Origin of the sequence: Rubrivivax gelatinosus (genome assembly GCF_004340905.1) — a bacterium.
GTDB classification, from domain to species: Bacteria; Pseudomonadota; Gammaproteobacteria; order Burkholderiales; family Burkholderiaceae_C; genus Rubrivivax; species Rubrivivax gelatinosus.
This window is the reverse complement of record NZ_SLXD01000013.1, coordinates 40,504-63,646: the sequence shown is the minus strand read 5'-3', so window position 1 is coordinate 63,646 and position 23,143 is coordinate 40,504. Positions and strand designations below refer to the sequence as shown.

Here is a 23,143-nt window from a genome sequence, read left to right as displayed (position 1 = left end):
AATGAAGCTTGTTTCGATGACGCCGCTGCTGGCCGCGCTGGTGCTGGCCGGCTGCGCCACTGCGCCGGCGCCCGACCTGTCGACGCTGCCGGCCACGCCGGCGGCCTTCAAGAGCACGGCACCGGCCGAAGGCCAGTGGGCCGTCGTGCCGCCGGCCGACGCTGCCGAGCGCGGCACCTGGTGGGCGGTCTTCGCCGACCCGGTGCTCGACGAACTGGTGACGCGGGCGCTGGAGCGCAACACCGACCTGCAGGTGGCCGCCGCGCGGCTGCAGCAGGCGCGAGCCGGGCTGCGCGAGGCCGACGCCCGCCGCCGGCCGCAGGTCGACGCCAGCACCGGCGTGACGCGCGCCACCGACCCCGGCGTGACGACGCAGCCGGTGAGCCTGGGCACCGCCGGGCTCAACCTCGCCTGGGAGCTGGACGTCTTCGGCCGCCTGGGTCTCGCCAGCCAGGCCCAGGCGCTGGACGCCCAGGCCAGCGAGGCGCTGCTGCAGAGCACGCGGCTGATGGTGCAGGCGCAGGTCGCGCAGGCCTATTTCGCGCTGCGCGAGAGCGACGCCGAGCGCCGCCTGGTGCGCCAGACGCTGGCCGCCTACCGCGACACGCTGCGCCTGTCCGAGCGCCGCCTGGCCGCCGGCGATCTGGGCGAGCTGGACGTGCAGCGGCTGCGCACCGAAGTCGCCAGCACCGAGGCCGACGCCTTGGCGCTGGACCGCCAGCGCGCGCTGCAGGAGAACGCGCTCGCCGTGCTGCTGGGCGAAGCCGCCAGCGGCTTCCGCCTGGCCGAGGCCGTGGATGCCGAATGGGCGCTGCGTGCGCCGGTCGTGCCCGCCGGCCTGCCGAGCGCGGTGCTGGCGCGCCGGCCCGACGTCGCCGCCGCGCAGCGCAGCCTGATGGCGGCGCAGGCGCGGCTGGGTGTCGCCCAGTCGGCCTGGCTGCCCGACCTGACGCTGACCGCCAGCGGCGGCCAGGCCTCGACCGACCTGGGTGACGTCTTCCGCTGGTCGGCGCGAGCGTGGTCGGTCGGCACGCTGCTGTCGCTGCCGATCTTCGACGGTGGCCGCCGCCAGGCGCAGGAAGACCGCGCTGCGGCCGAGGCCCAGGTCGCGCTGGCCGGCTACCGCCAGCAGGTGCTGACGGCGCTGCGCGAAGTCGAGGACCAGCTCGGCAGCCTGGGCCTGCTGCAGCGCCAGGCCGACGCGCTGGCGCAGGCCGTGCAGTCCTCGCGCCGCGCCACCGCCTTGTCGGAAGCGCGCTACCGCAACGGCCAGATCAGCCAGCTCGACCTGCTGGACGCCCGCCGCAGCGAACTGCGCAGCCTGCGCCAGGCGGTGCAGGTGCAGGGGGCGCAGCTGCAGGGGGCGGTGGGCCTGATCCGGGCGCTGGGTGGCGGGTGGGAGGCGGGGTGAGCCGCCAGGCGGGCGGTCGAACGCCCGCCTAGGGAAGCGAGACCGCCGTGTGGGCGTTCGGGAAGAACGCCTGGCCGTACGTGCCGTTCGTGATCTGCAGCCCGCTGCGCGAGAAGAAGCCGGCGCAGTTGCCCTGCTGCACGATGACGTACTCGCCGTCCGACGAGATGTTGTCGGTCGGGTTCCCGCACAAGTCGGCGGACGTCACACGGTCGTTGAGCAGGTTGACCACCTGGTAGCGGACGGACTGATCGGTGCCCAGGTAGAGCTGGTTGCGTACCGCCGCCGCCCGGCAGGTCGCCGTGGTGGAGGCGGGAAGATCCTCCAGCACGATCCGGCGGAGGAAGTCCACCGACGGCGTGCTGCCGTTCGACTCCTGGTAGACCACGACTGCGGCTCCGAGCGATCGGGCGGGGTCGCCGCTGTCGACCACGATCACCTGGTCGTCCACGCGCACCACGGCGCACGGGTGGGCGAAGGGCCCGATCTGGCCCGATCCCCAGCAGCCGTTGCCGCTGCCGTTGTTGCCGCAGGTCGTCCAGTTGACGAAGGTTTCGCCGGCGAGATGGTTGTAGACCGTGAACAGGCCCGGTGCACGCGCCGACGCCTGCGGCCCGGCCGCCAGCGCGGGCGTCAGCGCCGCCAGACAGGCCCAGGCCGCGAGGGAGCGTCTGGCGCGCGTGCCGAAGGAGAGCGGCTCGGGGACGAGTGTCGGGCGCATGCGAAGCTCCTTCAGGAAGGCCGGCGGGGGTGCGGCGTGGCAGATCGTGCCTGCAGGGCGTGGCAGCGGCAAGCGGCCAGCGGAGGTGTTGGCCGAGCGGGCGATGGCGCGCCACAAGAAACCGCGGCAGGGGCCCCGCGGCCTCAGGGCATCTTCGCGCGGTAGCCCTCGAAGCCGCGTCGCCGGAGATCGCAGGCCGGGCAATGTCCGCAGCCATGGCCCCAGGGGTGCAGCTCGCCGCGTTCGCCGAGGTAGCAGGTGTGGGTGTGCTGCACGGTCAGCGCCACCAGAGCCGGGCCGCCGAGCGCTTCGGCCAGCGCCCAGGTGGCGGCCTTGTCCAGCCACATCAGCGGCGTCTCGATCGTCATGCGCTGGCCCAGGCCCAGCGCCAGCGTGACCTGCTGCGACTTGATCGTGTCGTCGCGGCAGTCGGGGTAGCCGGAGAAGTCGGTCTCGCACATGCCGCCGACCAGCACGTCGATGTCGCGCCGGTACGCCAGGCTGGCGGCCAGCGTCAGGAACAGCAGGTTGCGGCCGGGCACGAAGGTGTTCGGCAGGCCGTTGGCCTGCAGTTCGATCTGGCGGTCGTCGGTGAGCGCGGTGCTGCTGATCTGGCCGAGGATGCTCAGGTCCAGCAGGTGGTCCTCGCCCAGCCGGTCGCACCACTGCGGAAAACTGCGCCGGATCTCGTCGAGCACCACCAGACGCTGGGTCAGCTCGATCGCGTGGCGCTGGCCATAGTCGAAGCCGACCGTCTCCACCCGCGCATAGCGCTGCAGCGCCCAGGCCAGGCAGGCGGTGGAGTCCTGGCCGCCGGAGAACAGGACCAGGGCGTGGCGGGTGGCGGAGGTGGGTTGCGTCGTCTGGCTCATCGGGTTTTCATCGGATTGCTGCTTGCCGCCCTGGCTCTCGCCCACTCAGTCGCGCTTCAGGAGATCGATGAAGGCCGGGTTCAGAAAGATCTTCTCCCGACCGATCTTGTGCTCGCGCAGGATGCCGATCGCCGCGAGCTGCTTCAGGTAGACGCTCGCGGTCTGGCGCTTGGCCAACCCCGCCTCGACGACGTGCGTGATGCGGCAGTACGGCCGCAGGAAGACCAGCTCCGCCAGTTCGCGCGAGTAGATGGGGCCGGCGTCTCGCCGCATCCGCTCCGTGGTCTCCTCGAGCAGGCTGCGCACGGCCAGGATCTTGTTCATGGTCCAGCGTGCCGTCTCCGTCACGCCGCCCAGCATGTACAGCAGCCAGGGCTCCCAGGCACCGGTCTCGGTGACGGCCTGCAGCCCGCTGTAGTAGTCGGCCTTGTTCCTGAGGATGTGGCGGCTCAGGTAGAGCACCGGGATGTCGAGCAAGCCCTGCTCGACCAGGTAGAGCAGATTGATGACCCGTCCTGTCCGGCCGTTGCCGTCGGAGAACGGATGGATCGCCTCGAACTGGTAGTGGCCGGCGGCCATGCGCAGCAGCGGGTCGATCTCCGCCGTGCCTGGCAAGCTGCCATGCATCCACTGCTCCCAGTTGGCCAGCTTCTCGCGCAACAAGGTCTCGCCCTCTGGCGGGGTGTAGATGACTTGCCGGGTGCGGTCGTTGCTCAGCGTGGTGCCAGGCGTCCTGCGGATGTCCATGTCGACGCCCTTGATCGCGCGGCATATCTGCACCGCGGTGTTCGTCGACAGGGGGCGAGTCTTCAGCGCCTGATACCCCTCCCACAGTGCGGTCCGGTAGCGCAGCGCCTCTTTGGTTGCCGGATCCGCCTCGCCCTCGTTGACGCCGTCGAACAGGAACATCTGATCCGTGGTGGTGACGATGTTCTCGATCTCGCTGCTGGCCTGGGCTTCGAGCAGCGGGATGGAGTTCATCAGCACCCCTTGGTTCGGGATCAGCCGCCCGGCCGCCTTGAGTTCTGCGACAGCGGCACGCGCCGCGATGCAGGCCTTCAGAACCGGCCGCGACTCCACGTCCGCCACCGGCGGAAGTGCCGGCAGCTCGTTGTAGGGCTTGGCGGGGTCGAAGGTCATGTGTCGAACGCTGGCGCGGAAATCGACCTATCTGAGGGACATGCTTGTCCGATCGACATGATGCCAGGACATGTCGATCTGGCGGCCGAGTATCGACATATTGGTCGACACATCGATCGACACCTTCTACGACAACGCTCAGGCTGAGGGAGAACAACCCTCAAGACACGCCACGGCTACGCGCTTCAAAGCGGGTTCGAGTCGATCGCGCCTCGGGCTCCACGGACCCGTGCGCCGCCAGCTAGCGCTCCCGGTGGGCCCTGCCGTCGTCGTCCAGCCGAGGCCTATGCCGCAAGGTGTCCGGGCGCCAGCTACAGACGCCCGGCCGTAGGCCAGTCGCCCTGACTTCGACCGCCAGTCGCGTATTTGTGGCGCCAGTCGCAAAAACTCTGGCGCCCTACGACAACACCGACGCTCAAACGTCGATATTCCCCGCCCGCAACGCATTGCTCTCGATGAACTCGCGCCGCGGCTCCACCTCGTCGCCCATCAGCATCGTGAAGACGCGGTCGGCCTCGATGGCGTCCTCGATCTGCACGCGCAGCAGGCGGCGGACGTTCGGGTCCATCGTCGTCTCCCACAGCTGCTCGGGGTTCATCTCGCCCAGGCCCTTGTAGCGCTGGCGGGCGACGGCGCCTTCGGCCTGGTTCATCAGCCAGTCCATCGCGGCGCGGAAGTCGGCGACGCTCTGCTCCTTCTGCTTCTCGCCTTCGCCGCGGCGCACCACGGCGTTCTCGCCCAGCAGGCCCTTGAAGGTGCGGCCGGCCTCGGCCAGCGCGGCGTAGTCGGCGCCGTGCAGGAACTCCTGCGTGATCACGCTGGCCTTGACGTTGCCGTGGTGGCGGCGGCCGATGCGCAGCAGCGGCTTGTCGGTGCGCGGGTCGGTGTGGAACTCCACCGACGCGTCCTTCAGCGCCGCCTGCAGCGCCGCGGCGCTGGCCTGCGCGGCCTCGGCGGTGTCGACGTCCAGCTCCAGACCGTTGGCGATGGCGCGCAGCGCCTCCAGGTCCATCCAGTTGCCCAGGCGCTCGACGACGTTGTTGGCGACGATGTACTTGCGCGCCAGCTGCTCCAGCGCCGCGCCCTGCAGCACCGGGCGGCCGCCTTCGGCCAGGCCGTCGGGCAGCACCGCGGCGCCTTCCAGCGCCACCTTCAGCAGGAAGGCGTCGAGCTCCAGCCCGTCCTTCAGGTACTGCTCGTGCTTGCCCTGCTTGACCTTGTACAGCGGCGGCTGGGCGATGTAGATGTGGCCGCGCTCCACCAGCTCCGACATCTGGCGGTAGAAGAAGGTCAGCAGCAGCGTGCGGATGTGGGCGCCGTCCACGTCCGCGTCGGTCATGATGATGATGCGGTGGTAGCGCAGCTTGGCGACGTTGAAGTCCTCCGGCCCGATGCCGGTGCCCAGCGCGGTGATCAGCGTGACGATCGAGTCCGAGGACAGCAGCTTCTCGTAGCGCGCCTTCTCGACGTTCAGGATCTTGCCGCGCAGCGGCAGGATCGCCTGGAACTTGCGGTCACGCCCCTGCTTGGCGCTGCCGCCGGCGGAGTCGCCCTCGACGATGTAGATCTCGCACAGCGCCGGGTCCTTCTCCTGGCAGTCGGCCAGCTTGCCGGGCAGGCCCACGCCGTCGAGCACGCCCTTGCGCCGCGTCATCTCGCGCGCCTTGCGCGCGGCCTCGCGTGCCCGCGCGGCGTCGACGATCTTGCCGCAGATGATCTTGGCGTCGTTGGGGTTCTCCAGCAGCCAGTCGCCCAGCAGCCGGCCGACGATGTCCTCGACCGGTGCGCGCACCTCGCTGGAGACGAGCTTGTCCTTGGTCTGGCTGGAGAACTTGGGCTCGGGCACCTTGACGCTGACGACGCAGGCCAGGCCTTCGCGCATGTCGTCGCCGGCGATCTCGACCTTGGCCTTCTTGGCCAGCTCGTTGTCCTCGATGTACTTGTTGATGACACGCGTCATCGCCGCGCGCAGGCCGGTCAGGTGGGTGCCGCCGTCACGCTGCGGGATGTTGTTGGTGAAGCAGAGAACGCTCTCGTTGTAGCCGTCGTTCCACTGCATCGCCACTTCGACGCCGATCGTCGTGCCCTGCTCGCTGGGCTTGTCGCCGGTGGCGTGGAAGACGTTCGGGTGCAGGATCTTCTTGCCCTGGTTGATGAACTCGACGAAGCCCTTGACGCCGCCGGCGAAGGCGAAGTTGTCCTCCTTCGCGTTGCGCTCGTCGACGAGGCGGATCTTGACGCCGTTGTTCAGGAACGAGAGCTCGCGCAGGCGCTTGGCCAGCACGTCGTAGTGGAAGTCGACGTGGGTGAAGATCTCGTCGTCGGGCAGGAAGTGGACTTCGGTGCCGCGCTTGTCGGTCTCGCCGACGATCTTCATCGGGCTGGTCTCGAAGCCGTCGCGCACTTCGATGACGCGGTCCTGCGCAAAGCCGCGCTTGAACTCGATGCGATGCACCTTGCCGTCGCGGCGCACCGTCAGGCGCAGCCACTTGGAGAGCGCGTTGACGCAGGACACGCCCACGCCGTGCAGGCCGCCCGAGACCTTGTAGCTGTTCTGGTTGAACTTGCCGCCGGCGTGCAGCTCGGTCAGCGCGATCTCTGCAGCCGAGCGCTTGGGCTCGTGCTTGTCGTCCATCTTGACGCCGGTCGGGATGCCGCGGCCGTTGTCGGTGACGCTGATCGAGTTGTCGCTGTGGATGGTGACGACGATGTCGTCGCAGTAGCCGGCCAGCGCCTCGTCGATGGAGTTGTCGACGACCTCGAAGACCAGGTGGTGCAGGCCGGTGCCGTCGGAGGTGTCGCCGATGTACATGCCCGGCCGCTTGCGCACCGCCTCCAGGCCTTCGAGGATCTGGATGCTGCTGGCGCCGTAGTCGCTCGGCGGGGTTTGGTTCGAATCGCTCATGGGCGCTTTCGCAAGACGGTCCCAAAGACCGGGACCATCAACAAGTCAGAACCCCCCGCTCGGCGGGGGGCAGGGGGGTGCTCAGGGAAAGGCATGAAATGCCGATGCCGCATCCGAGCGCCGACAGGCGCTCAGATGCGCATCGGCATCACGACGTACTTGAAGCCGGTCTGCTCGGGCACCGTGAACAGCGCGCTCGCGTTGGTGTCCTGCAGCTCGATCTTCACCATCTCCTGCTGCATGTTGGCCAGCACGTCGATGAGGTAGGTGACGTTGAAGCCGATCTCGATCTTGTCGCCGGCGTAGTCGACCTCGAGCTCTTCCTTGGCCTCTTCCTGCTCGGCGTTGGACGACGCGATGCGCAGCACGCCGGGCTCGAGGTTCAGGCGCACGCCCTTGAACTTCTCGCTCGTCAGGATGGCGGCACGCTGCAGGCTGCCCAGCAGCGCGGCGCGGCCGACGACGAGCGCGTTCTGGTGGTTGCGCGGGATGACGCGGTTGTAGTCGGGGAACTTGCCTTCGACCAGCTTGGTGACGAACTCCAGCCCCGAGAACGCGAACTTGGCCTGGTTGCCGGCAAAACGCATCTCGATCGGCGTCTCCTCGTCCTTCAGCAGGCGCTGCAGCTCCAGCACCGTCTTGCGCGGCAGGATGACTTCCTGGCGGTTGGGCACCTCGGTCTCCAGCGTGCCCTGGGCCAGCGCCAGGCGGTGGCCGTCGGTGGCCACCAGCGTCAGCGTCTTGCCTTCGGCGATGAACAGGATGCCGTTGAGGTAGTAGCGGATGTCGTGTACCGCCATCGAGAAGTGCACCTGGTTGACCAGATGGCGCAGCGTCTTCTGCGGCACGCTGAAGGTGGGGCCGAAGTCGACCGCCTCGTTGACCAGCGGGAAGTCGTCGGCCGGCAGCGACTGCAGCGTGAAGCGGCTCTTGCCGCCGGCCAGCGTCAGCTTGTTCTGCGCCGACGACAGGGTCACGGTCTGCTCGGCCGGCAGCGCGCGCAGGATGTCGATCAGCTTGCGTGCGCCCACCGTCGTCGCGAAGTGGCCTTCGTCGCCGCCGAGCTCGGCGCTGGTGCGCACCTGGATCTCCAGGTCGCTGGTCGTCAGCTCGACGATCGGGCCGTTCTTGCGCAGCAGCACGTTGGCCAGGATGGGCAGCGTGTGCCGCCGCTCGACGATGCCGGCCACCGACTGGAGGGCCTCGAGCAACTTTTCCTGGGCGGCCTTCAGAACAATCATGTCTTCCTCTTTAACTTGGTGGTCGTAGTAGGCGACGGCAACTTCTGGGGACAACGTTATTTTCCGCCTTTCCGACAACGCTTTAGCAGGTGGGCAGCGTTGTGGGTCGTGGCAGGGACGGACGGATGCGTTTTCTGGACAACTCGCGGGCCGTCGCGGCCGGCGTGGACAACTCCGACCTTGTCCCGGAGTTTTCCCCAGGGTCGGGCAGGCGGCGGCGTGCCGTCAGCCCTTCAAGGTCTGCTCGAGCACGTGCAGCTGCTGGTTCAGCTCGGTGTTGCGCTGGCGCTCGTCGGCGATCTTGCGCACCGCGTGCAGCACCGTCGTATGGTCACGGCCGCCGAAGAGCTCGCCGATCTCGGGCAGGCTCTTCTTGGTCATGTCCTTGGCCAGGTACATCGCGATCTGGCGCGGCCGCGCGATCGAGGCCGGGCGCTTCTTCGAATACATGTCGGCGACCTTGATCTTGTAGAAGTCGGCCACCGTCTTCTGGATGTTCTCGACGCTGATCTGGCGGTTCTGGATCGACAGCAGGTCCTTCAGCGCGTCGCGCGCCAGCGCGATGTTGATGTCCTTCTGGCTGAAGCGGCTGTAGGCCAGCACCTTGCGCAGCGCGCCTTCCAGTTCACGCACGTTGGCGCGCACGTTCTTGGCGATGAAGAAGGCGACGTCCTCGGGCATCTCGGCGCCTTCGGCCAGCGCCTTCTTGATCAGGATGGCCACGCGCATCTCGAGCTCGGGCGGCTCGATGGCCACCGTCAGCCCGGCGTCGAAGCGGCTGGTCAGCCGCTCGTCGATGTCCACCAGCCCCTTCGGGTAGGTGTCGCTGGTCATGATGATGTGCGCGCGCTTGGCCAGCAGCGCCTCGAAGGTGTTGAAGAACTCCTCCTGCGTGCGGTCCTTGCCGGCGAAGAACTGCACGTCGTCGATCAGCAGCAGGTCCAGCGAGTGGTACTTGGCCTTCAGCTCGTCGAAGGTCTTGCGCTGGTAGTTCTTGACGACGTCGCTGATGAACTGCTCGGCGTGCAGGTACAGCACGCGGGCGTCGGGGCGGTCCTTCAGCAGCGCGTTGCCGACGGCGTGCACGAGGTGGGTCTTGCCCAGGCCGACACCGCCGTAGATGAACAGCGGGTTGTACATCTGCCCCGGCGCGCCGGCGACGTGCAGCGCCGCGGTGCGCGCCATCTGGTTGGCGCGCCCGGGCACCAGCGTGTCGAAGGTGAGCGAGTGGTTCAGCTTGTTGCGGCTGGCGGCCGGCGCCGGGGCGGCGGCCTGCGGCTGGGGGGGCGCGCTGACCGCGGCCACCGCGGCGGCGGCCGCGCTGGTCACCGGCGCCGCCACGCTGGCGTGCGCGTAGCCGGTGCTGGCGCGCAGCGGCGCCGGGGTCGCGGCCTCGCTGCGCGGGGCCAGCGTCAGCTCCAGGCGCACCGGCTTGCCGGCGAGGTCACTGAGCACCGACTCGATGCGCCCGGCGTACTGCGCGCGGATCCAGTCGAGCTTGAAGCGGTTGGGCACCCGCACCGACACGACCGCGGTGTCGGCCTCGTCCCGGCTGAGCTGGGCCGGCGGCAGCGGCCGGATCCAGGTGTTGAACTGGTGTTCGGGCAACTCGGTCGCGAGGCGCTCGCAGCCGCGTTGCCAGAGATCTACGGTCATTGTGGAAATCTTCTTTTGCAGGGGGCGCATTCTACGTACCGGACGGCACTCTTCAAGCCAGTTATCCACAGATCGTCTTCGGGGGCTGTGCTGCCATCCCCTGGAGTGCATCTTGGGGACATCTCGGCTAACTGGTTGACGCTGCAAGCTTTTCTTGCTGTAATCGTGGGTTTTCCGAATTTCACCCTAGCGCCAAAGAGAGCTCTGAACCATGAAGCGCACCTACCAGCCGTCCAAGATCCGTCGCGCCCGTACCCATGGCTTTCTCGTGCGCATGAAGACGCGCGGCGGCCGTGCAGTCATCAATGCACGCCGCGCCAAGGGCCGCAAGCGCCTGGCCGTCTAAGGCGCACGGGTCACGCCGGCTCGGCACGCCACGCGTCGCCGCCGCCTGATCCGCCAGCCGAGGTCCCGTGCAGCGTCCGGTCGTTCAACCGATCGTGCAGAAGGCCGACTTCGAAAGAGTGCTCGCGACGCCCAGTCGATCGCGAAGCACTCACTTCGCCGTTCACCACGTGAGCGGCTGGCCTTGTGCGTCCCGCTGGCAGCAGCTGCACACCGTGCAGCCCAAGTTGTCCACAGGCGACGCACAGAACGATGCACAGCCTGTGGATGACTCCTGCCCGCCGGCTCCCGAAGCCTGCTGGCTGGGCAGTGTCGTGCCCAAGCGGCATGCCCGCCGATCGGTCACGCGGGTCCTGCTGAAGCGGCAGATCCGTGCCGCCATGGCGCGCCATGCCGAGACCCTGCCGCCCGGCCTGTGGGTCGTGCGGCTGCGGGCGCCTTTTGCGCCGGCGCAGTTCCCGTCCGCCGCCTCCGACGCGCTGCGCCAGGCGGCGCGTTCGGAACTCGAGCAGCTCTTCAGCCGCGCCCGGCGCAACTGAGATGGGCGACGAACTCGCGCGCCTGCCGCAGCGCCTGCTGGTGCTGCTGGTGCGCGGCTATCGTCTGCTGCTCAAGCCCTGGCTGGGCAACGCCTGCCGTTTCGAGCCGACCTGCTCGCAGTATTCGTTGGACGCACTGCAGCGCTACGGCGCTGCCGGCGGCAGTGCGCTCACGGTCTGGCGCCTGCTGCGTTGTCATCCCTGGTGCGACGGCGGCTGCGATCCTGTGCCCGAGCGCTTTCCGAACCCCGCGCGGGGACTGTTCACCCGGTTCGTCCGCCCCGGCGCGGACGACGCCCAGTAGACCGAGCCTATGACCGACATCCGCCGCACCATCCTCTGGGTGGTCTTCGTCACCTCGCTGTTCCTGTTGTGGGACGCGTGGAACAAGCACAACGGACAGCCGTCGCTGCTCGGCGGCCCGGCCCGCCCGGCCGCGACGGCAGCCTCCGCGCCCGGCAGCGCCGCCTCCGCCGGCGTGCCGACGGCCTCCGCGGCCACGGCCCCGGCCGGTGCCGTGCCGCAGCCCGCGGCGCCTGCCGTCGGCGAGCAGGTCGTCGTCACGACCGACCTCGTCAAGGCCACCTTCGACAGCATCGGCGGCCAGCTCGTGCGCCTGGAGCTGCTGAAGTACCGCGACGCCAACCACCCCGACCAGAACGTCGTCCTGCTGGACCGTGTCGCCGCGCGCGAGTACGTCGCCCAGACCGGCCTGATCACCGGCCAGGCCGGCGTGGCGCTGCCGACGCACCTGACGCCGATGACGGCGGCCCCGGGCGAACGCACGCTGGCCGACGGGCAGGACTCGCTGACGCTGCGTTTCGAGTCCGCGCCGGTCGACGGCCGCACGCTGGTCAAGACCTACACCTTCAAGCGCGGCGACTACGCCGTCGCCGTGCGCCACGAGTTCGTCAACGGCGGTACGGCACCGGTCGCGCCGCAGCTGTACCTGCAGCTGGCACGCGACGGCAACGCGCCCGAAGGCGAGTCGCACTTCTACTCGACCTTCACCGGGCCGGCGATGTTCACGTCGACCAGCAAGTACAAGAAGATCGACTTCAAGGACATCGCCAAGAACGACGCCGGCCACGACAAGAGCGCCAACGACGGCTGGGTGGCGATGGTCCAGCACTACTTCGCGTCGGCCTGGATCGTCAACATCGACGGCCAGCGCGAGTTCCGCACCGCCAAGATCGGCGACAACCTCTACACCATCGCGATGGTGCTGCCGATGGGCGAGGTGGCGCCGGGCGCCACCAAGGCGCTGGAGTCGCAGCTCTTCGTCGGCCCGCAGCTCGAGACCTCGCTGGCCGCGCTGGCGCCGGGGCTGGAGTACCTGAAGGACTACGGCTGGCTGATGCCGCTGTCCAAGCCGCTGTTCTGGCTGCTCGACAAGCTCTATTCGGCGATCGGCAACTGGGGCTGGGCGATCGTCGCGCTCGTGGTGCTGCTGAAGATCGCCTTCTACTGGCTCAACGCCAGCGCCTACAAGTCGATGGCCAAGATGCGGGCCATCAACCCGCGCGTCATGGAGATGCGCGAGCGCTACAAGGACAAGCCGCAGCAGATGCAGCAGGAGATGATGCGCATCTACCGCGAGGAGAAGGTCAATCCGCTGGGCGGCTGCCTGCCGATCCTGATCCAGATGCCGTTCTTCATCGCGCTGTACTGGGTGCTGCTGTCCAGCGTCGAGATGCGCAACGCGCCGTGGATCGGCTGGATCACCGACCTGTCGGCCAAGGACCCGTGGTTCATCCTGCCGATCCTGATGACGGCCTCGTCGCTGGTGCAGGTGGCGCTGGGTGCCAAGCCGCCCGATCCGATGCAGGCCCGGCTGATGTGGTTCATGCCGCTGGCCTTCGGCGTCATGTTCTTCTTCTTCCCGGCCGGCCTGGTGCTGTACTGGCTGACGAACAACGTGCTGTCGATCGCGCAGCAGTGGTACATCAACAAGAAGCTCGGCGTGGCCTGACGGCCGGCTGAAGCCCGCCGTACCCGAAGCCCCCGCCGGCGCGAGCCGCGGGGGCTTCGTTTTTGACTGAGAGAATCCGCCGATGCTGCTCGCCCGATTGCGTGACCCCATCGCCGCCGTCGCCACCGCCTCCGGGCGCGGCGCGGTCGGCATCGTGCGCGCTTCCGGCCCCGACCTCGCGCCGCTGGTGCAGGCGCTGTTCGGCCGCGCGCTGACGCCGCGCACGGCGATGCTGCTGCCGTTCACGGCCGCCGACGGCTCGGTGCTCGACCGCGGCCTGGCGATCCACTTCCCGGCGCCTCAGTCCTACACCGGCGAGGACGTGCTGGAGCTGCAGGCTCACGGCGGCCCGGTGCTGCTGCAGCTGCTGCTGGCGCGTGTGCTCGAAGCCGGCGCGGGCATCGGCCTGCGGCTGGCGCGTGCCGGCGAGTTCACCGAGCGCGCCTTCCTCAACGACAAGATCGACCTCGCGCAGGCCGAGGCCGTGGCCGACCTGATCGACGCCAGCACCGAGGCGGCGGCGCGTTCGGCCGCGCGTTCGCTGGACGGCGCGTTCTCGGCCGAGATCCACACGCTGGCCCGGCACGTCGTCGACCTGCGCACGCTGGTCGAGGCGACGCTGGACTTCCCCGAGGAGGAGATCGACTTCCTCGAGAAGGCCCGCGCGCGTGAACGCCTGGACGCGATCGAAGCCGCCATCGGCGCCGCGCTGGCGCGTGCCCGCCAGGGCGCGCTGCTGCGCGAGGGCATGCGTGTCGTCATCGCCGGCCAGCCCAACGTCGGCAAGAGCTCGCTGCTCAACGCGCTCGCCGGTGCCGAGCTGGCCATCGTCACGCCGATCCCGGGCACGACGCGCGACCGTGTCGCCGAGACGATCCAGATCGAAGGCGTGCCGCTGCACGTTGTCGACACCGCGGGCCTGCGCGAGCACGCTGCCGACGAGGTCGAGCGCATCGGCATCGGCCGCAGCTGGGAGGCGATCGAAGGCGCCGACGCCGTGCTCTTCGTGCACGACCTGACGCGCCGCGGCGACGCCGCCTACGAGGCCGCCGAAGCCGAGATCGCCGCGCGCCTGCAGGGCGCCGACCTGCTGCACGTGCACAACAAGGCCGACGCCGCGGCCCAGGCGCCGGGCGAGGGTGTCGTGCTGTCGGCCAAGGCCGGCACCGGGCTGGAGGTGCTGCGGCGCGAACTGCTGCGCCGCGCCGGCTGGCAACCTCAGGCCGAGGGGCTGTTCACCGCCCGCGCGCGCCACGTGGCTGCGCTGCAGCGCACGCTGGCGCACCTGAACCAGGCCCAGGCCCATGCGGGCCAGCGCGACGCGGCGCTGGACCTGCTGGCCGAAGAGCTGCGCCTGGCGCACCAGGCGCTGGGCGAGATCACCGGCGAGTTCGGTACCGAGGATCTGCTGGGCGAGATCTTCGGGCGCTTCTGCATCGGCAAGTAGCGCGTCCGCCCGCCGGACGACACGTCGCGCGCGCGGCGTTGACCCGGGCGCGAGCCGTCGGTGCAATGCCTCGTCGCCCGAACCGGGCCCAGACGGAAGACGAACGCATGTCGATCGCGCGCTGCGCCGCGGCCTGGGCCGCCGGCCTGTTGATCAGCCTCCCGGCCGGGGCTGCCGAGCCCCCGGCGGCGCCGGTGCGGCCTGTGCAGGAGAGCTTCTACGGCGTGCAGGTCGTCGACCGCTACCGCTATCTGGAGAACACCACCTCGCCCGAGGTGCAAGCCTGGATGAAGCTCCAGGCCGAGCACGCCGACGCGGTGCTGAAGGCGCTGCCTGAACGCGCCGCCTTCCGCGCCCGGCTGGAGGCTCTGGAACGCAGCGGCAGCGACAGCGTCGCCCGCGGGCAGCTGCGCGGCGACGGCAGCCTGTTCTATCTGAAGCGTGGTGTCGCCGAGAACCAGTTCCGGCTGATGCAGCGCCCGCCCGGCGGCCGCGACGAGCGCCTGGTCTTCGACCCGATGGCGATCCGCCTGCCCGGCGCGGCGCCCGGCCAGCCCCAGGCGATCAACTACTACAGCGCCTCGCCCGGCGGCACGCGCGCCGGCGTCGTCGTCTCGGCGGCGGGCTCCGAAGAAGGCCAGTTGCTCGTCGTCGACGTCGCCAGCGGCCGCGTGCTGCTCGGCCCGCTGCCGCGCGCCGGCTACCCGCACTGGCAGGACGAAGACAGCCTGGTGATGCTGCGCCAGCACGCGCCCGGCCCGGGCCGCGGGCCGCAGGACAAGTACCGCGATTCGGAGCTCGTGCTGTTCACGCTCGGCGAGGCCGGCCAGCCGGCGCGCGACGAGGTGCTGCCGGGCCGCGCCTGGCCCGGGCTGGACCCTGGCCGCGATGGCGACGTGCTGCTGCGCCGCATTCCCGGCACCGAGCGGGCGCTGGTCGCGCTCGGCAACGGTGTCGCCAACGAGATGGCCTTGTACGCCGGCCCCTGGGCGCAGCGTCGCGACCCGGCGGCGCAGTGGTCGCCGGTGGCCGGCATGGACGACGGCATCGTCGACTACAGCGTGCGCGGTTGGACGCTCTACGCCGTCAGCCACCGCGGCGCGCCGCGCCAGCAGGTGCTGGCCTACGACCTGGCGCAGCCGGGCCAGCCGCCGCGCGTTCTGCTGCCGGCGTCGGAGCGCGTGGTGCAGCGTGTCGTCGCCGCACGCGACGCGCTCTACGTGCTGGTGCGCGAAGGCAACGTGCACCGGCTGCTGCGCCGCCCTCATCGCGACGGTGCCGATTTCGAGCCGGTCGCGCTGCCCTTCGCCGGCCAGATCTACATCGACCAGGGCTGGGGCCGCGACCTGAATGCCGTGCAGCAGGACGGTCTGCTGATCGCGCTGCAGAGCTGGACCCAGGGCCTGCGCCACCTGCGTGTCGACGGCGAGGGCCGCGCCACCGAGATCGGCCTGCCGGTGCTCGCCGCCATCGACTCACCGGCCGAGCTGACGACGACCGAGGTCCTGGTCACCAGCCACGACGGCGCGCGTGTGCCGATGAGCATCGTGCATCGGCGCGACGTCAGGCTCGACGGCCGCAACCCGGTCTGGCTGACGGCCTATGCCTCCTACGGCTTCACGATCGACCCGAGCTTCCGCCGCGAGCGCCTGGCCTGGCTGGAGAAGGGCGGCGTGCTGGCCTTCGCCAACCCGCGTGGCAGCGGCGTCTACGGCAACGACTGGTACCTGGCCGGCAAGGGTTTGAACAAGCGCAACACCTGGCTGGACGTCGTCGCCTGTGCCGAGTACCTGATCGCCGAACGCTGGACGAACCCGCGCCAGCTCGGCTTCAGCGGCGGCAGTGCCGGCGGCCTGCTCGCCGGGCGCGTGCTGACCGAACGTCCTGACCTGTTCGGTGCCGTCGTGCCGAGCGTCGGCGTGCACGACACGCTGCGCGCGGAGTTCGAGGCCAACGGCCCGCCCAACATCCCCGAGTTCGGTTCGGTGACGACCGAAGAAGGTTTCCGCGGTCTGCTGGCGATGAGCCCGTACGCGCATGTGCGCGACGGCACGCGCTACCCGCCGGTGCTGCTGAAGCACGGCGTCAACGACCCGCGTGTCGCGGTCTGGCACAGCCTGAAGTTCGCCGCGCGGCTGCAGGCCGCGCGCGCGGGCGATTCACCGGTGCTGCTGCGCCTGGACTACGCCTCGGGCCACGGCATCGGCGACACGCGCACGCAGCAGCTCGAGGAGAACGTCGACACCTACGCCTTCCTGTGGCAGTACTTGAAGCGGGCCGACTGAACGCGGCCCGCGGCGTGCGCGCTCAGTGGCCTTCGAAGCTGACCATCGTGAACAGCGGCAGGCCCGAGTCGCGCAGCCGCTGCGAGCCGTGCAGCTCGGGCAGGTCGACGATGGCCGCGCCTTCGATGACCTCGGCGCCCAGGCGTTCCAGCAGCTTGCGGCCGGCCATCATCGTGCCGCCGGTGGCGATCAGGTCGTCGATCAGCACGACACGGTCGCCCTGCTTCACGGCGTCGGTGTGGATCTCGACGGTGGCCGAGCCGTACTCCAGCTCGTAGCTTTCCTCGACCGTCGTGAACGGCAGCTTGCCCTTCTTGCGGATCGGCACGAAGCCGACGTTCAGCTCGTAGGCCAGCACCGAGCCGATGATGAAGCCGCGTGCGTCCAGCCCGGCGATCGCCGAGGGGCGCACGTCGAAGTAGCGGTGCACGAACTGGTCGATCAGCACGCGGAACACGCGCGGGTTCGACAGCAGCGGGGTGATGTCGCGGAATTGCACGCCCGGTTCCGGCCAGTCGGGCACGGTTCGGATGTGGGCCTTGATGTATTGCTCCGGGCTCATGGCGCGGGATGATAGGCGCCGCCCCCGGGCGGCCTTCTGCTGCCGCGAGGGCGATTGACGTGGAGCAAGCGCCGGCGTCGGGTCTGCGAGACGTCAGCCGCGAAGCAGCCGTTGCTCGGCCAGCGCCAGCGCTTCGGGCAGCCCGGACAGCACCAGTGTGTCGCCGGCGCCGAGCACGGTGTCGTCGGCCGGTTTGGCCGGCGGGCCGGAGGCGCGGCGGATCGAGATCACGCCGACTTCCAGCGTGCCCAGCGTCAGGTCGGCCAGCCGCTCGCCGATGGCCGCGGCCGCCGGCGGCAGCGTCACGGTGGCCAGGCGCTCCTGCTGCAGGTCGCCGGCGGTGTCGTCGTCGGCGCCGTGGAAGTAGCCGCGCAGCAGGCTGTAGCGTGCGTCACGCGCGTCGCGCGCCAGGCGGATGACGGTGCGCATCGGCACGCCGACCAGCGCCAGCGCGTGGCTGGCCAGCATCAGCGAGCCTTCGATCGCCTCGGGCACGACCTCGGTGGCGCCGGCCGCGCGCAGCGTCTCCAGGTCGGAGTCGTCGATCGTGCGCACGATCACCGGCACCGCCGGCGCGTGTTCGTGCACCAGGCGCAGGATCTTCAGCGCCGAGGGCGTGTCGGGGTAGCTGACGACGACCGCGTTGGCCCGCGCCAGGCCGGCGGCCATCAGGCTCTGCAGCCGCGCCGCGTCGCCGAAGACCACGCTCTGGCCGGCGGCGGCGGCCTGGCGCACGCGGTCGGGGTCCAGGTCCAGCGCCATGTACGGGATGTGCTGGGTGTCCAGCATGCGCGCCAGGTTCTGGCCGCTGCGGCCGTAGCCGCAGATGATCACGTGCTTCTCGGTGCGGATCGCGCGTTTGGCGATCGAGGTCAGCTGCACCGACTGCATCAGCCAGTCGCTGGCGGCGAGCTTCATCACGATGCGGTCGGCGTGCATGACGATGAACGGCGTTGCCAGCATCGAGATCACCATGCTGGCGAGGATCGGGCTCATCCACTCGGCATCGACCAGGCCGTGGTCCGCGCCCAGCGTCAGCAGCACGAAGCCGAATTCGCCGGCCTGCGCCAGGTACAGGCCGGTGCGCAGCGCGACGCCCGGCGCGGTGCGGAAGCCGCGTGCCAGCGCCGCGACGAGGGCGAACTTGGCTGCCACCGGCACGGTGGTCAGCAGCAGCACCAGCAGCCACTGGTCGAGCACCGGGCGCCAGTCCAGCTTCATGCCGATGGTGATGAAGAACAGCCCCAGCAGCACGTCGTGGAACGGGCGGATGTCGGTCTCGACCTGGTGCTTGAACTCGGTCTCGGCCACCAGCATGCCGGCGACGAAGGCGCCCAGCGCCAGCGACAGCCCGGCGTGTTCGGTCATCCAGGCCAGGCCCAGCGTGACGAGCAGCAGGTTGAGGATGAACAGCTCGTCGCTCTTGCGCCGCGCCACCAGCGTGAGCCACCAGCGCATCACCTTCTGTCCGCCGACCAGCAGCACGGCCAGCAGCCCGGCGGCCTTCAGCACCGCCCAGGCGAGCGACACCAGCAGCTGCTCGCCGCTGGAGTTCAGTGCCGGGATCAGCACCAGCAGCGGCACCACGGCCAGATCCTGGAACAGCAGGATGCCCATCACGCGGCGGCCGTGCTCGCTCTCGAGTTCCAGGCGCTCGGCCATCAGCTTGACGACGATGGCCGTCGACGACATCGCGATCGCACCGCCCAGCACCACCGCGCCTTGCCAGGACATGCGCCAGGGTTCGCCGCTCAGGCGCTGGTACAACGCGGCGAGCACGAGGTGGCCGGCGAGCGTGCCGATCATCGTCACCGCCACCTGCGACAGCCCGAGCCCGAAGACCACGGTGCGCATGCTGCGCAGCTTGGGCAGGTTGAATTCCAGCCCGATCACGAACATCAGGAAGACGACGCCGAACTCGGCGAGGTACTTCACGCCGGCGCTGTCCTGCGCCAGCGCCAGCGCGTTCGGCCCGATCAACACGCCGACCACCAGGTAGCCCAGCATCGGCGGCAGCTTCAGCGAACGGCAGACCACGACCCCGAGCACGGCGGCGACGAGGTACAGCAGGACGAGTTCGAGGGTGGTGGCCATCTAGAATCCTTCGATCCTATTCGACGCCGCACGCCCCATGACTTCGCCGCGCCCCTTCGATTCCCAGCGTGCGCTCGAACTGGCTGCCCGCACCTTCGAGATCGAGGCGCGTGCGCTGCTCGGTCTGGCCGAACGCCAGCGCGAGGGCTTCCCCGCCGCCGTGCAGGCGATGCTCGAGTGCCGCGGCCGCGTCGTCGTGATGGGCATGGGCAAGAGCGGCCACGTCGGCCGCAAGATCGCCGCGACGCTGGCGTCCACCGGCACACCGGCGTTCTTCGTGCATCCGGCCGAGGCCAGCCACGGCGACCTGGGCATGCTGATCTCCGGCGACGTCGTGCTCGCGATCAGCAACAGCGGCGAGGTCGACGAGCTCGCCGCCATCCTGCCGGCCATCCGCCGCCTGGGCGTGACGATCATCGGCATGACGGGCAAGCCCGGTTCGACGCTGGCGCGCCATGCCGACCACGTCCTCTCCTGCGCCGTCGACCAGGAGGCCTGCCCGCTGAACCTGGCACCGACGGCCAGCACGACGGCGCAGATGGCGCTCGGCGACGCGCTCGCCGTCGCGTTGCTGGACGCACGTGGTTTCCGCGAGGAGGACTTCGCGCGTTCGCACCCCGGCGGCAGCCTGGGCCGCAAGCTGCTGATGCATGTGCGTGACCTGATGCGCAGCGGCGACGCCGTGCCGCGCGTGGAAACCGGCGCCAGCTTCTCCGAGGTGCTGCGCGAGATGACGCGCAAGGGGCTGGGTTTCACCGCGCTCGTCGACGCCGACGGCCGTCCGGCCGGCATCTTCACCGACGGCGACCTGCGCCGGCTCATCGAACGTGGTGCCGACCTGCGCAACCTGACCGCCGGCGACGTCATGCACGCGGCGCCCAAGCAGATTTCCCAGGACGCGCTGGCGGTCGACGCCGCAGGCCTGATGGAGCGCGACCGCATCACCAGCGTCCTGGCGGTCGACGCCGACGGGCGGCTGGTCGGCGCGCTGAACTCCAACGACCTGATGCGTGCGAAAGTCATCTGAGATGCCGGCCCTGAACTTCGCCCCGGCATTGCTGCTGAAGGCACAAGGCGGCGCCACCGGCCTGAAGGCCGCGATCTTCGACGTCGATGGCGTGCTGACCGACGGCCGCATCTACATCGGCGCCGAGGGCGAGACGGTCAAGGCGTTCTCGACGCTCGACGGCCACGGCCTGAAGCTTCTTCGCCAGGCGGGCATCGAGCCGGTGGTGATCACCGGGCGCGATTCGCCGGCGGTTCGCCGCCGCGTCGCCGACCTGGGGCTGGCCGAAGCGGTCTACGGCGTGCACGACAAGCTGGTCGCGGCGAACGAACTGCTGTCCCGCCGCGGCTGGCAGTGGTCGCAGGTCGCCGCCATCGGAGACGACTGGCCCGACCTGCCGCTGATGGTGCGTGCCGGCTTCGCCTGCGCGCCGGCCAACGCGCACGCCGAGGTCAAGGCGGTGGCGCAGCACGTCACCACGGCCGGGGGCGGCCACGGGGCGGCACGCGAGTTCTGCGACCTGCTGCTCGTCGCCTGCGGCCGCTACGAGGCGCTGCTGCGGGGCCATCTCCAGTCGCTGGACACGGCCTGAGCGGCGATGAGCGTCGAGCTCCATCTGCCGGACCTGCCCGAGGTGCCGATCAGCGTCGGCCAGGCGCCGTTGCCGCCCGGCGACGCTCGCCCGCGAATGCCCTGGTCGCTGCGCCTGCGCGAGGCGGTCTCGGCCTACCTGCCGCTGCTGCTGATGGCGCTGCTCGCGCTGGCCACCTGGTGGCTGGTCAAGAACACGCCGTCCGCGCCGCGCGCGCCGGAGCAGACGCAGCTGCGCCAGGAGCCCGACTACACGATGACCGGCTTCTCGCTCGAGCGTTTCGCCGCCGACGGCCGGCTGAAGGTTCGCATAGAGGGCGAGCTGATGCGCCACTATCCCGCCACCGACCAGATCGAGATCGAACACGTGCGCATCCGCGCGGTCACGCCCGATGGCCGGATCACCCTGGCCGACGCACGTCGTGCGCTGGCCACCGGTGACGCCAGCGAGGTGCAGCTGCTGGGCTCCGCGCACGTCACCACCACCGACGACCGCGGCCAGACGATCCGGATGGACGGGGAGTTTCTCCATGCGTTCCTGGCGACCGAGCGCGTACGCAGCCACCTGCCGGTGCGTGTGACCGCCGCCGACGGCGGGGTGTTCGATGCCCGCGGGCTGGAGTACGACCACGGCCTGCGCAAGCTCGATCTGTCCGGCCCGATGCGCGGCGTGTTCCCGCCGCGGGCGCCGCGATGAACGCGCCGCTGGTCTTCATCACCGGGGCCTCCAGCGGCATCGGTCAGGCGCTGGCGCGGCGTTACGCGCAAGCCGGCTGGCGTCTGGCGCTGGTCGCGCGCCGCGCCGACGAACTGCAGGCGTGGGTGCTGGCGCAGGGGCTGGACGCCGAACGTGTGCAGGTCTACCGGGCGGACGTCGCAGACCTCGAGTCCATCGCGGAGGCGGGACGGCTGTGCATCGAACGTCAGGGGCTGCCGGACGTCGTTGTCGCCAGCGCCGGCATCAGCATCGGCATGGACACGGCGATCCGCGAGGATCTCGGCGTGCTGCAGGAGACGCTGGCGATCAATAACGTGGGCCTGGCGGCGACCTTCCACCCGTTCGTGGGCGCGATGCGCGCGCGGCGCGCCGGCACGCTGGTCGGCATCGCCAGCGTCGCGGCCATCCGGGGACTGCCCGGCCACGGCGCGTACTGCGCCAGCAAGGCGGCCGTCGTCGCGTACTGCGAGAGTCTCAGGGGGGAGTGCCGTGACAGCGGCGTCCGGGTGGTGACCATCCTTCCGGGTTATGTCGCCACCCCGTTGACGGCACGCAACCCGTACTCGATGCCATTCCTGCTGTCTGCCGAGCAGTTCGCCGAACGCGCGTTTCGCGCGATTTCAAGCGGCGCCAGCTACCGGGTGATCCCCTGGCAGATGGGCGTTGTGGCCAAACTGATGCGGTTGCTGCCGAATCCGCTTTTCGACCGGTTGTTTGCAGGCCGGGGGCGCAAGCCGCGGCGGGGCGAGACGGCCTCCTGAGTCCCGGGCCGCAGGCGGCGGGCCCTGGGCGCTCGCGGGCACGCCGTGCGCCGTCCCGCCGGTGCGCCAGTGCAGGCCGGCGCACCAAGCAAAACAGGGCCCCGAGCATGACGCCCGGTGCCCTTGTTCTCGTGATCGGTTCAACCCGCGCGATGAGCGCGGGCCAACGGTCTACGGATCAGTAGCCGCTGCTGCGGCCACCGCCGCCGTAGCCACCACCGCTGCCGCCGCCGTAGCCGCCGCCGCCACCGCCGCGGTTGCCGCCGCCGTACGGGCCACGACCGCCGCCGCCGCCACCGCCGTAGGGGCTGCGGCCACCGCCGCCACCACCACCACCGTAGCCGCCGCCGCCACCACCACCGTAGCTGCCGCCACCGCCGCCGCCGCCGTAGCCGCCGCGGAAGCCACCGCCACCGCCGCCGCCCGGACGGTCTTCACGAGGACGGGCCTCGTTGACGACGATCGCGCGGCCCTCGAGGGGCTGGCCGTTCATGCCGTTGATCGCGGCCTGCGCTTCGGCGTCCGAACCCATCTCGACGAAGCCGAAGCCCTTCGAGCGGCCGGTTTCACGGTCCATCATCACCTTGGCGGAGGTGACGGTGCCGAATTGCGCGAACGCTTGTTGCAGAGAGTCGTCGCGCACCGAATACGCAAGGTTGCCGACGTACAGTTTGTTACCCACAGAGAAGCCCTCTATCTAGAACCAAGGAGCCATGCGGAGCTTCTACCCTTGCGTGAACCATTCATTTCAAAGGCGCGGCTACCAGACACAGACCGGCCTATTATGGGTGCCGCCGGCCGCGGCCTGTAAAGAGGGCGGCCGCCAAATGTTGTTTTCGATCCCCCATGCAAACCCCAAAACCGGGGTTCAGCCCCC

20 protein-coding genes are annotated in these 23,143 nt (G+C 69.9%); 11 read left to right on the top strand and 9 right to left on the bottom strand.

Features of this window, described 5'->3' with window-relative positions:
• The first annotated feature begins 1 nt into the window (after position 1).
• Positions 2-1,411 carry an efflux transporter outer membrane subunit gene (locus tag EV684_RS18940; protein ID WP_132648853.1) on the top strand — a complete coding sequence of 470 codons (1,410 nt, stop codon included), beginning with the start codon at positions 2-4 and terminating at the stop codon, positions 1,409-1,411.
• Positions 1,412-1,439: 28 nt separating this feature from the next.
• Here the strand turns inward: EV684_RS18940 and EV684_RS18935 are convergent, their stop codons facing one another.
• From EV684_RS18935 to dnaA, 6 genes are all read right to left on the bottom strand, one after another.
• Positions 1,440-2,132, bottom strand: a complete 693-nt coding sequence (locus tag EV684_RS18935; protein ID WP_132648852.1) for a hypothetical protein — start codon at positions 2,130-2,132, stop codon at positions 1,440-1,442.
• Between the two features lie 143 nt (positions 2,133-2,275).
• The gene (gene queC, locus EV684_RS18930) at positions 2,276-3,004 is read right to left on the bottom strand and encodes a 7-cyano-7-deazaguanine synthase QueC (RefSeq protein WP_132648851.1); all 729 of its coding nucleotides are present in this window, start codon (positions 3,002-3,004) and stop codon (positions 2,276-2,278) included.
• Positions 3,005-3,049: 45 nt separating this feature from the next.
• Positions 3,050-4,144, bottom strand: a complete 1,095-nt coding sequence (fic, locus tag EV684_RS18925) for a protein adenylyltransferase Fic (protein ID WP_132648850.1) — start codon at positions 4,142-4,144, stop codon at positions 3,050-3,052.
• Positions 4,145-4,559: 415 nt separating this feature from the next.
• Positions 4,560-7,049 carry a DNA topoisomerase (ATP-hydrolyzing) subunit B gene (gene gyrB / locus EV684_RS18920; protein ID WP_132648849.1) on the bottom strand — a complete coding sequence of 830 codons (2,490 nt, stop codon included), beginning with the start codon at positions 7,047-7,049 and terminating at the stop codon, positions 4,560-4,562.
• Positions 7,050-7,180: 131 nt separating this feature from the next.
• Positions 7,181-8,290 (bottom strand): DNA polymerase III subunit beta, encoded by a 1,110-nt coding sequence (dnaN, locus tag EV684_RS18915; protein ID WP_132648997.1) that lies wholly within the window; start codon positions 8,288-8,290, stop codon positions 7,181-7,183.
• 225 nt (positions 8,291-8,515) lie between these two features.
• The gene (gene dnaA / locus EV684_RS18910; RefSeq protein WP_242478723.1) at positions 8,516-9,946 is read right to left on the bottom strand and encodes a chromosomal replication initiator protein DnaA; all 1,431 of its coding nucleotides are present in this window, start codon (positions 9,944-9,946) and stop codon (positions 8,516-8,518) included.
• Between the two features lie 211 nt (positions 9,947-10,157).
• Between dnaA and rpmH the strand changes: the two genes are divergently transcribed.
• From rpmH to EV684_RS18880, 6 genes are all read left to right on the top strand, one after another.
• Entirely contained in the window at positions 10,158-10,292 is a 135-nt protein-coding gene (rpmH, locus tag EV684_RS18905; protein WP_006299042.1) for a 50S ribosomal protein L34, read from the top strand.
• A gap of 67 nt (positions 10,293-10,359) precedes the next feature.
• Positions 10,360-10,830, top strand: a complete 471-nt coding sequence (locus EV684_RS18900; protein WP_132648847.1) for a ribonuclease P protein component — start codon at positions 10,360-10,362, stop codon at positions 10,828-10,830.
• Position 10,831: 1 nt separating this feature from the next.
• Positions 10,832-11,134: a membrane protein insertion efficiency factor YidD gene (yidD, locus tag EV684_RS18895; RefSeq protein WP_132648846.1), complete on the top strand. Its 303-nt coding sequence runs from the start codon at positions 10,832-10,834 to the stop codon at positions 11,132-11,134.
• A 9-nt stretch (positions 11,135-11,143) separates the two neighbouring features.
• Positions 11,144-12,802: a membrane protein insertase YidC gene (gene yidC, locus EV684_RS18890; protein ID WP_132648845.1), complete on the top strand. Its 1,659-nt coding sequence runs from the start codon at positions 11,144-11,146 to the stop codon at positions 12,800-12,802.
• Between the two features lie 82 nt (positions 12,803-12,884).
• A complete protein-coding gene (gene mnmE, locus EV684_RS18885; protein ID WP_132648844.1) occupies positions 12,885-14,249 on the top strand; it encodes a tRNA uridine-5-carboxymethylaminomethyl(34) synthesis GTPase MnmE in 1,365 nt (454 codons plus the stop codon).
• A 107-nt stretch (positions 14,250-14,356) separates the two neighbouring features.
• Positions 14,357-16,534, top strand: coding sequence for a prolyl oligopeptidase family serine peptidase (locus tag EV684_RS18880; protein WP_165908536.1), 2,178 nt, complete (start codon positions 14,357-14,359; stop codon positions 16,532-16,534).
• Positions 16,535-16,556: 22 nt separating this feature from the next.
• Here EV684_RS18880 and EV684_RS18875 read toward each other — a convergent pair whose 3' ends face one another.
• Both EV684_RS18875 and EV684_RS18870 read right to left on the bottom strand, forming a co-directional pair.
• A complete protein-coding gene (locus EV684_RS18875; protein ID WP_132648842.1) occupies positions 16,557-17,096 on the bottom strand; it encodes an adenine phosphoribosyltransferase in 540 nt (179 codons plus the stop codon).
• Positions 17,097-17,189: 93 nt separating this feature from the next.
• On the bottom strand, positions 17,190-19,190 hold the full coding sequence (locus EV684_RS18870; protein ID WP_132648841.1) for a monovalent cation:proton antiporter family protein: 2,001 nt from the start codon (positions 19,188-19,190) through the stop codon (positions 17,190-17,192).
• Positions 19,191-19,227: 37 nt separating this feature from the next.
• Here EV684_RS18870 and EV684_RS18865 point away from each other — a divergent pair, with 37 nt between their 5' ends.
• From EV684_RS18865 to EV684_RS18850, 4 genes are read left to right on the top strand one after another with little or no spacing between them, the layout of a single operon-like run.
• A complete protein-coding gene (locus EV684_RS18865) occupies positions 19,228-20,217 on the top strand; it encodes a KpsF/GutQ family sugar-phosphate isomerase (protein WP_132648840.1) in 990 nt (329 codons plus the stop codon).
• Position 20,218: 1 nt separating this feature from the next.
• On the top strand, positions 20,219-20,788 hold the full coding sequence (locus EV684_RS18860; RefSeq protein ID WP_132648839.1) for a KdsC family phosphatase: 570 nt from the start codon (positions 20,219-20,221) through the stop codon (positions 20,786-20,788).
• Positions 20,789-20,794: 6 nt separating this feature from the next.
• Positions 20,795-21,484: an LPS export ABC transporter periplasmic protein LptC gene (gene lptC / locus EV684_RS18855; protein WP_132648838.1), complete on the top strand. Its 690-nt coding sequence runs from the start codon at positions 20,795-20,797 to the stop codon at positions 21,482-21,484.
• Positions 21,481-22,266, top strand: coding sequence for an SDR family oxidoreductase (locus EV684_RS18850; protein WP_132648837.1), 786 nt, complete (start codon positions 21,481-21,483; stop codon positions 22,264-22,266). The genes lptC and EV684_RS18850 overlap by 4 nt, the downstream gene beginning before the upstream one ends.
• Positions 22,267-22,444: 178 nt before the next feature.
• On the opposite strand, the gene EV684_RS18845 is transcribed toward EV684_RS18850, so the two are convergent.
• A complete protein-coding gene (locus EV684_RS18845; RefSeq protein WP_132648836.1) occupies positions 22,445-22,948 on the bottom strand; it encodes an RNA recognition motif domain-containing protein in 504 nt (167 codons plus the stop codon).
• Between the last annotated feature and the right edge of the window lie 195 nt (positions 22,949-23,143).

Coding starts and splice junctions, on each gene's coding strand:
- EV684_RS18940 (WP_132648853.1), top strand. CDS start 2: ATGAAGCTTGTTTCGATGACGCCGCTGCTGGCCGCGCTGGTGCTGGCC.
- EV684_RS18935 (WP_132648852.1), bottom strand. CDS start 2,132: ATGCGCCCGACACTCGTCCCCGAGCCGCTCTCCTTCGGCACGCGCGCC.
- queC (WP_132648851.1), bottom strand. CDS start 3,004: ATGAGCCAGACGACGCAACCCACCTCCGCCACCCGCCACGCCCTGGTC.
- fic (WP_132648850.1), bottom strand. CDS start 4,144: ATGACCTTCGACCCCGCCAAGCCCTACAACGAGCTGCCGGCACTTCCG.
- gyrB (WP_132648849.1), bottom strand. CDS start 7,049: ATGAGCGATTCGAACCAAACCCCGCCGAGCGACTACGGCGCCAGCAGC.
- dnaN (WP_132648997.1), bottom strand. CDS start 8,290: ATGATTGTTCTGAAGGCCGCCCAGGAAAAGTTGCTCGAGGCCCTCCAG.
- dnaA (WP_242478723.1), bottom strand. CDS start 9,946: ATGACCGTAGATCTCTGGCAACGCGGCTGCGAGCGCCTCGCGACCGAG.
- rpmH (WP_006299042.1), top strand. CDS start 10,158: ATGAAGCGCACCTACCAGCCGTCCAAGATCCGTCGCGCCCGTACCCAT.
- yidD (WP_132648846.1), top strand. CDS start 10,832: ATGGGCGACGAACTCGCGCGCCTGCCGCAGCGCCTGCTGGTGCTGCTG.
- yidC (WP_132648845.1), top strand. CDS start 11,144: ATGACCGACATCCGCCGCACCATCCTCTGGGTGGTCTTCGTCACCTCG.
- mnmE (WP_132648844.1), top strand. CDS start 12,885: ATGCTGCTCGCCCGATTGCGTGACCCCATCGCCGCCGTCGCCACCGCC.
- EV684_RS18880 (WP_165908536.1), top strand. CDS start 14,357: ATGTCGATCGCGCGCTGCGCCGCGGCCTGGGCCGCCGGCCTGTTGATC.
- EV684_RS18875 (WP_132648842.1), bottom strand. CDS start 17,096: ATGAGCCCGGAGCAATACATCAAGGCCCACATCCGAACCGTGCCCGAC.
- EV684_RS18870 (WP_132648841.1), bottom strand. CDS start 19,190: ATGGCCACCACCCTCGAACTCGTCCTGCTGTACCTCGTCGCCGCCGTG.
- EV684_RS18865 (WP_132648840.1), top strand. CDS start 19,228: ATGACTTCGCCGCGCCCCTTCGATTCCCAGCGTGCGCTCGAACTGGCT.
- EV684_RS18860 (WP_132648839.1), top strand. CDS start 20,219: ATGCCGGCCCTGAACTTCGCCCCGGCATTGCTGCTGAAGGCACAAGGC.
- lptC (WP_132648838.1), top strand. CDS start 20,795: ATGAGCGTCGAGCTCCATCTGCCGGACCTGCCCGAGGTGCCGATCAGC.
- EV684_RS18850 (WP_132648837.1), top strand. CDS start 21,481: ATGAACGCGCCGCTGGTCTTCATCACCGGGGCCTCCAGCGGCATCGGT.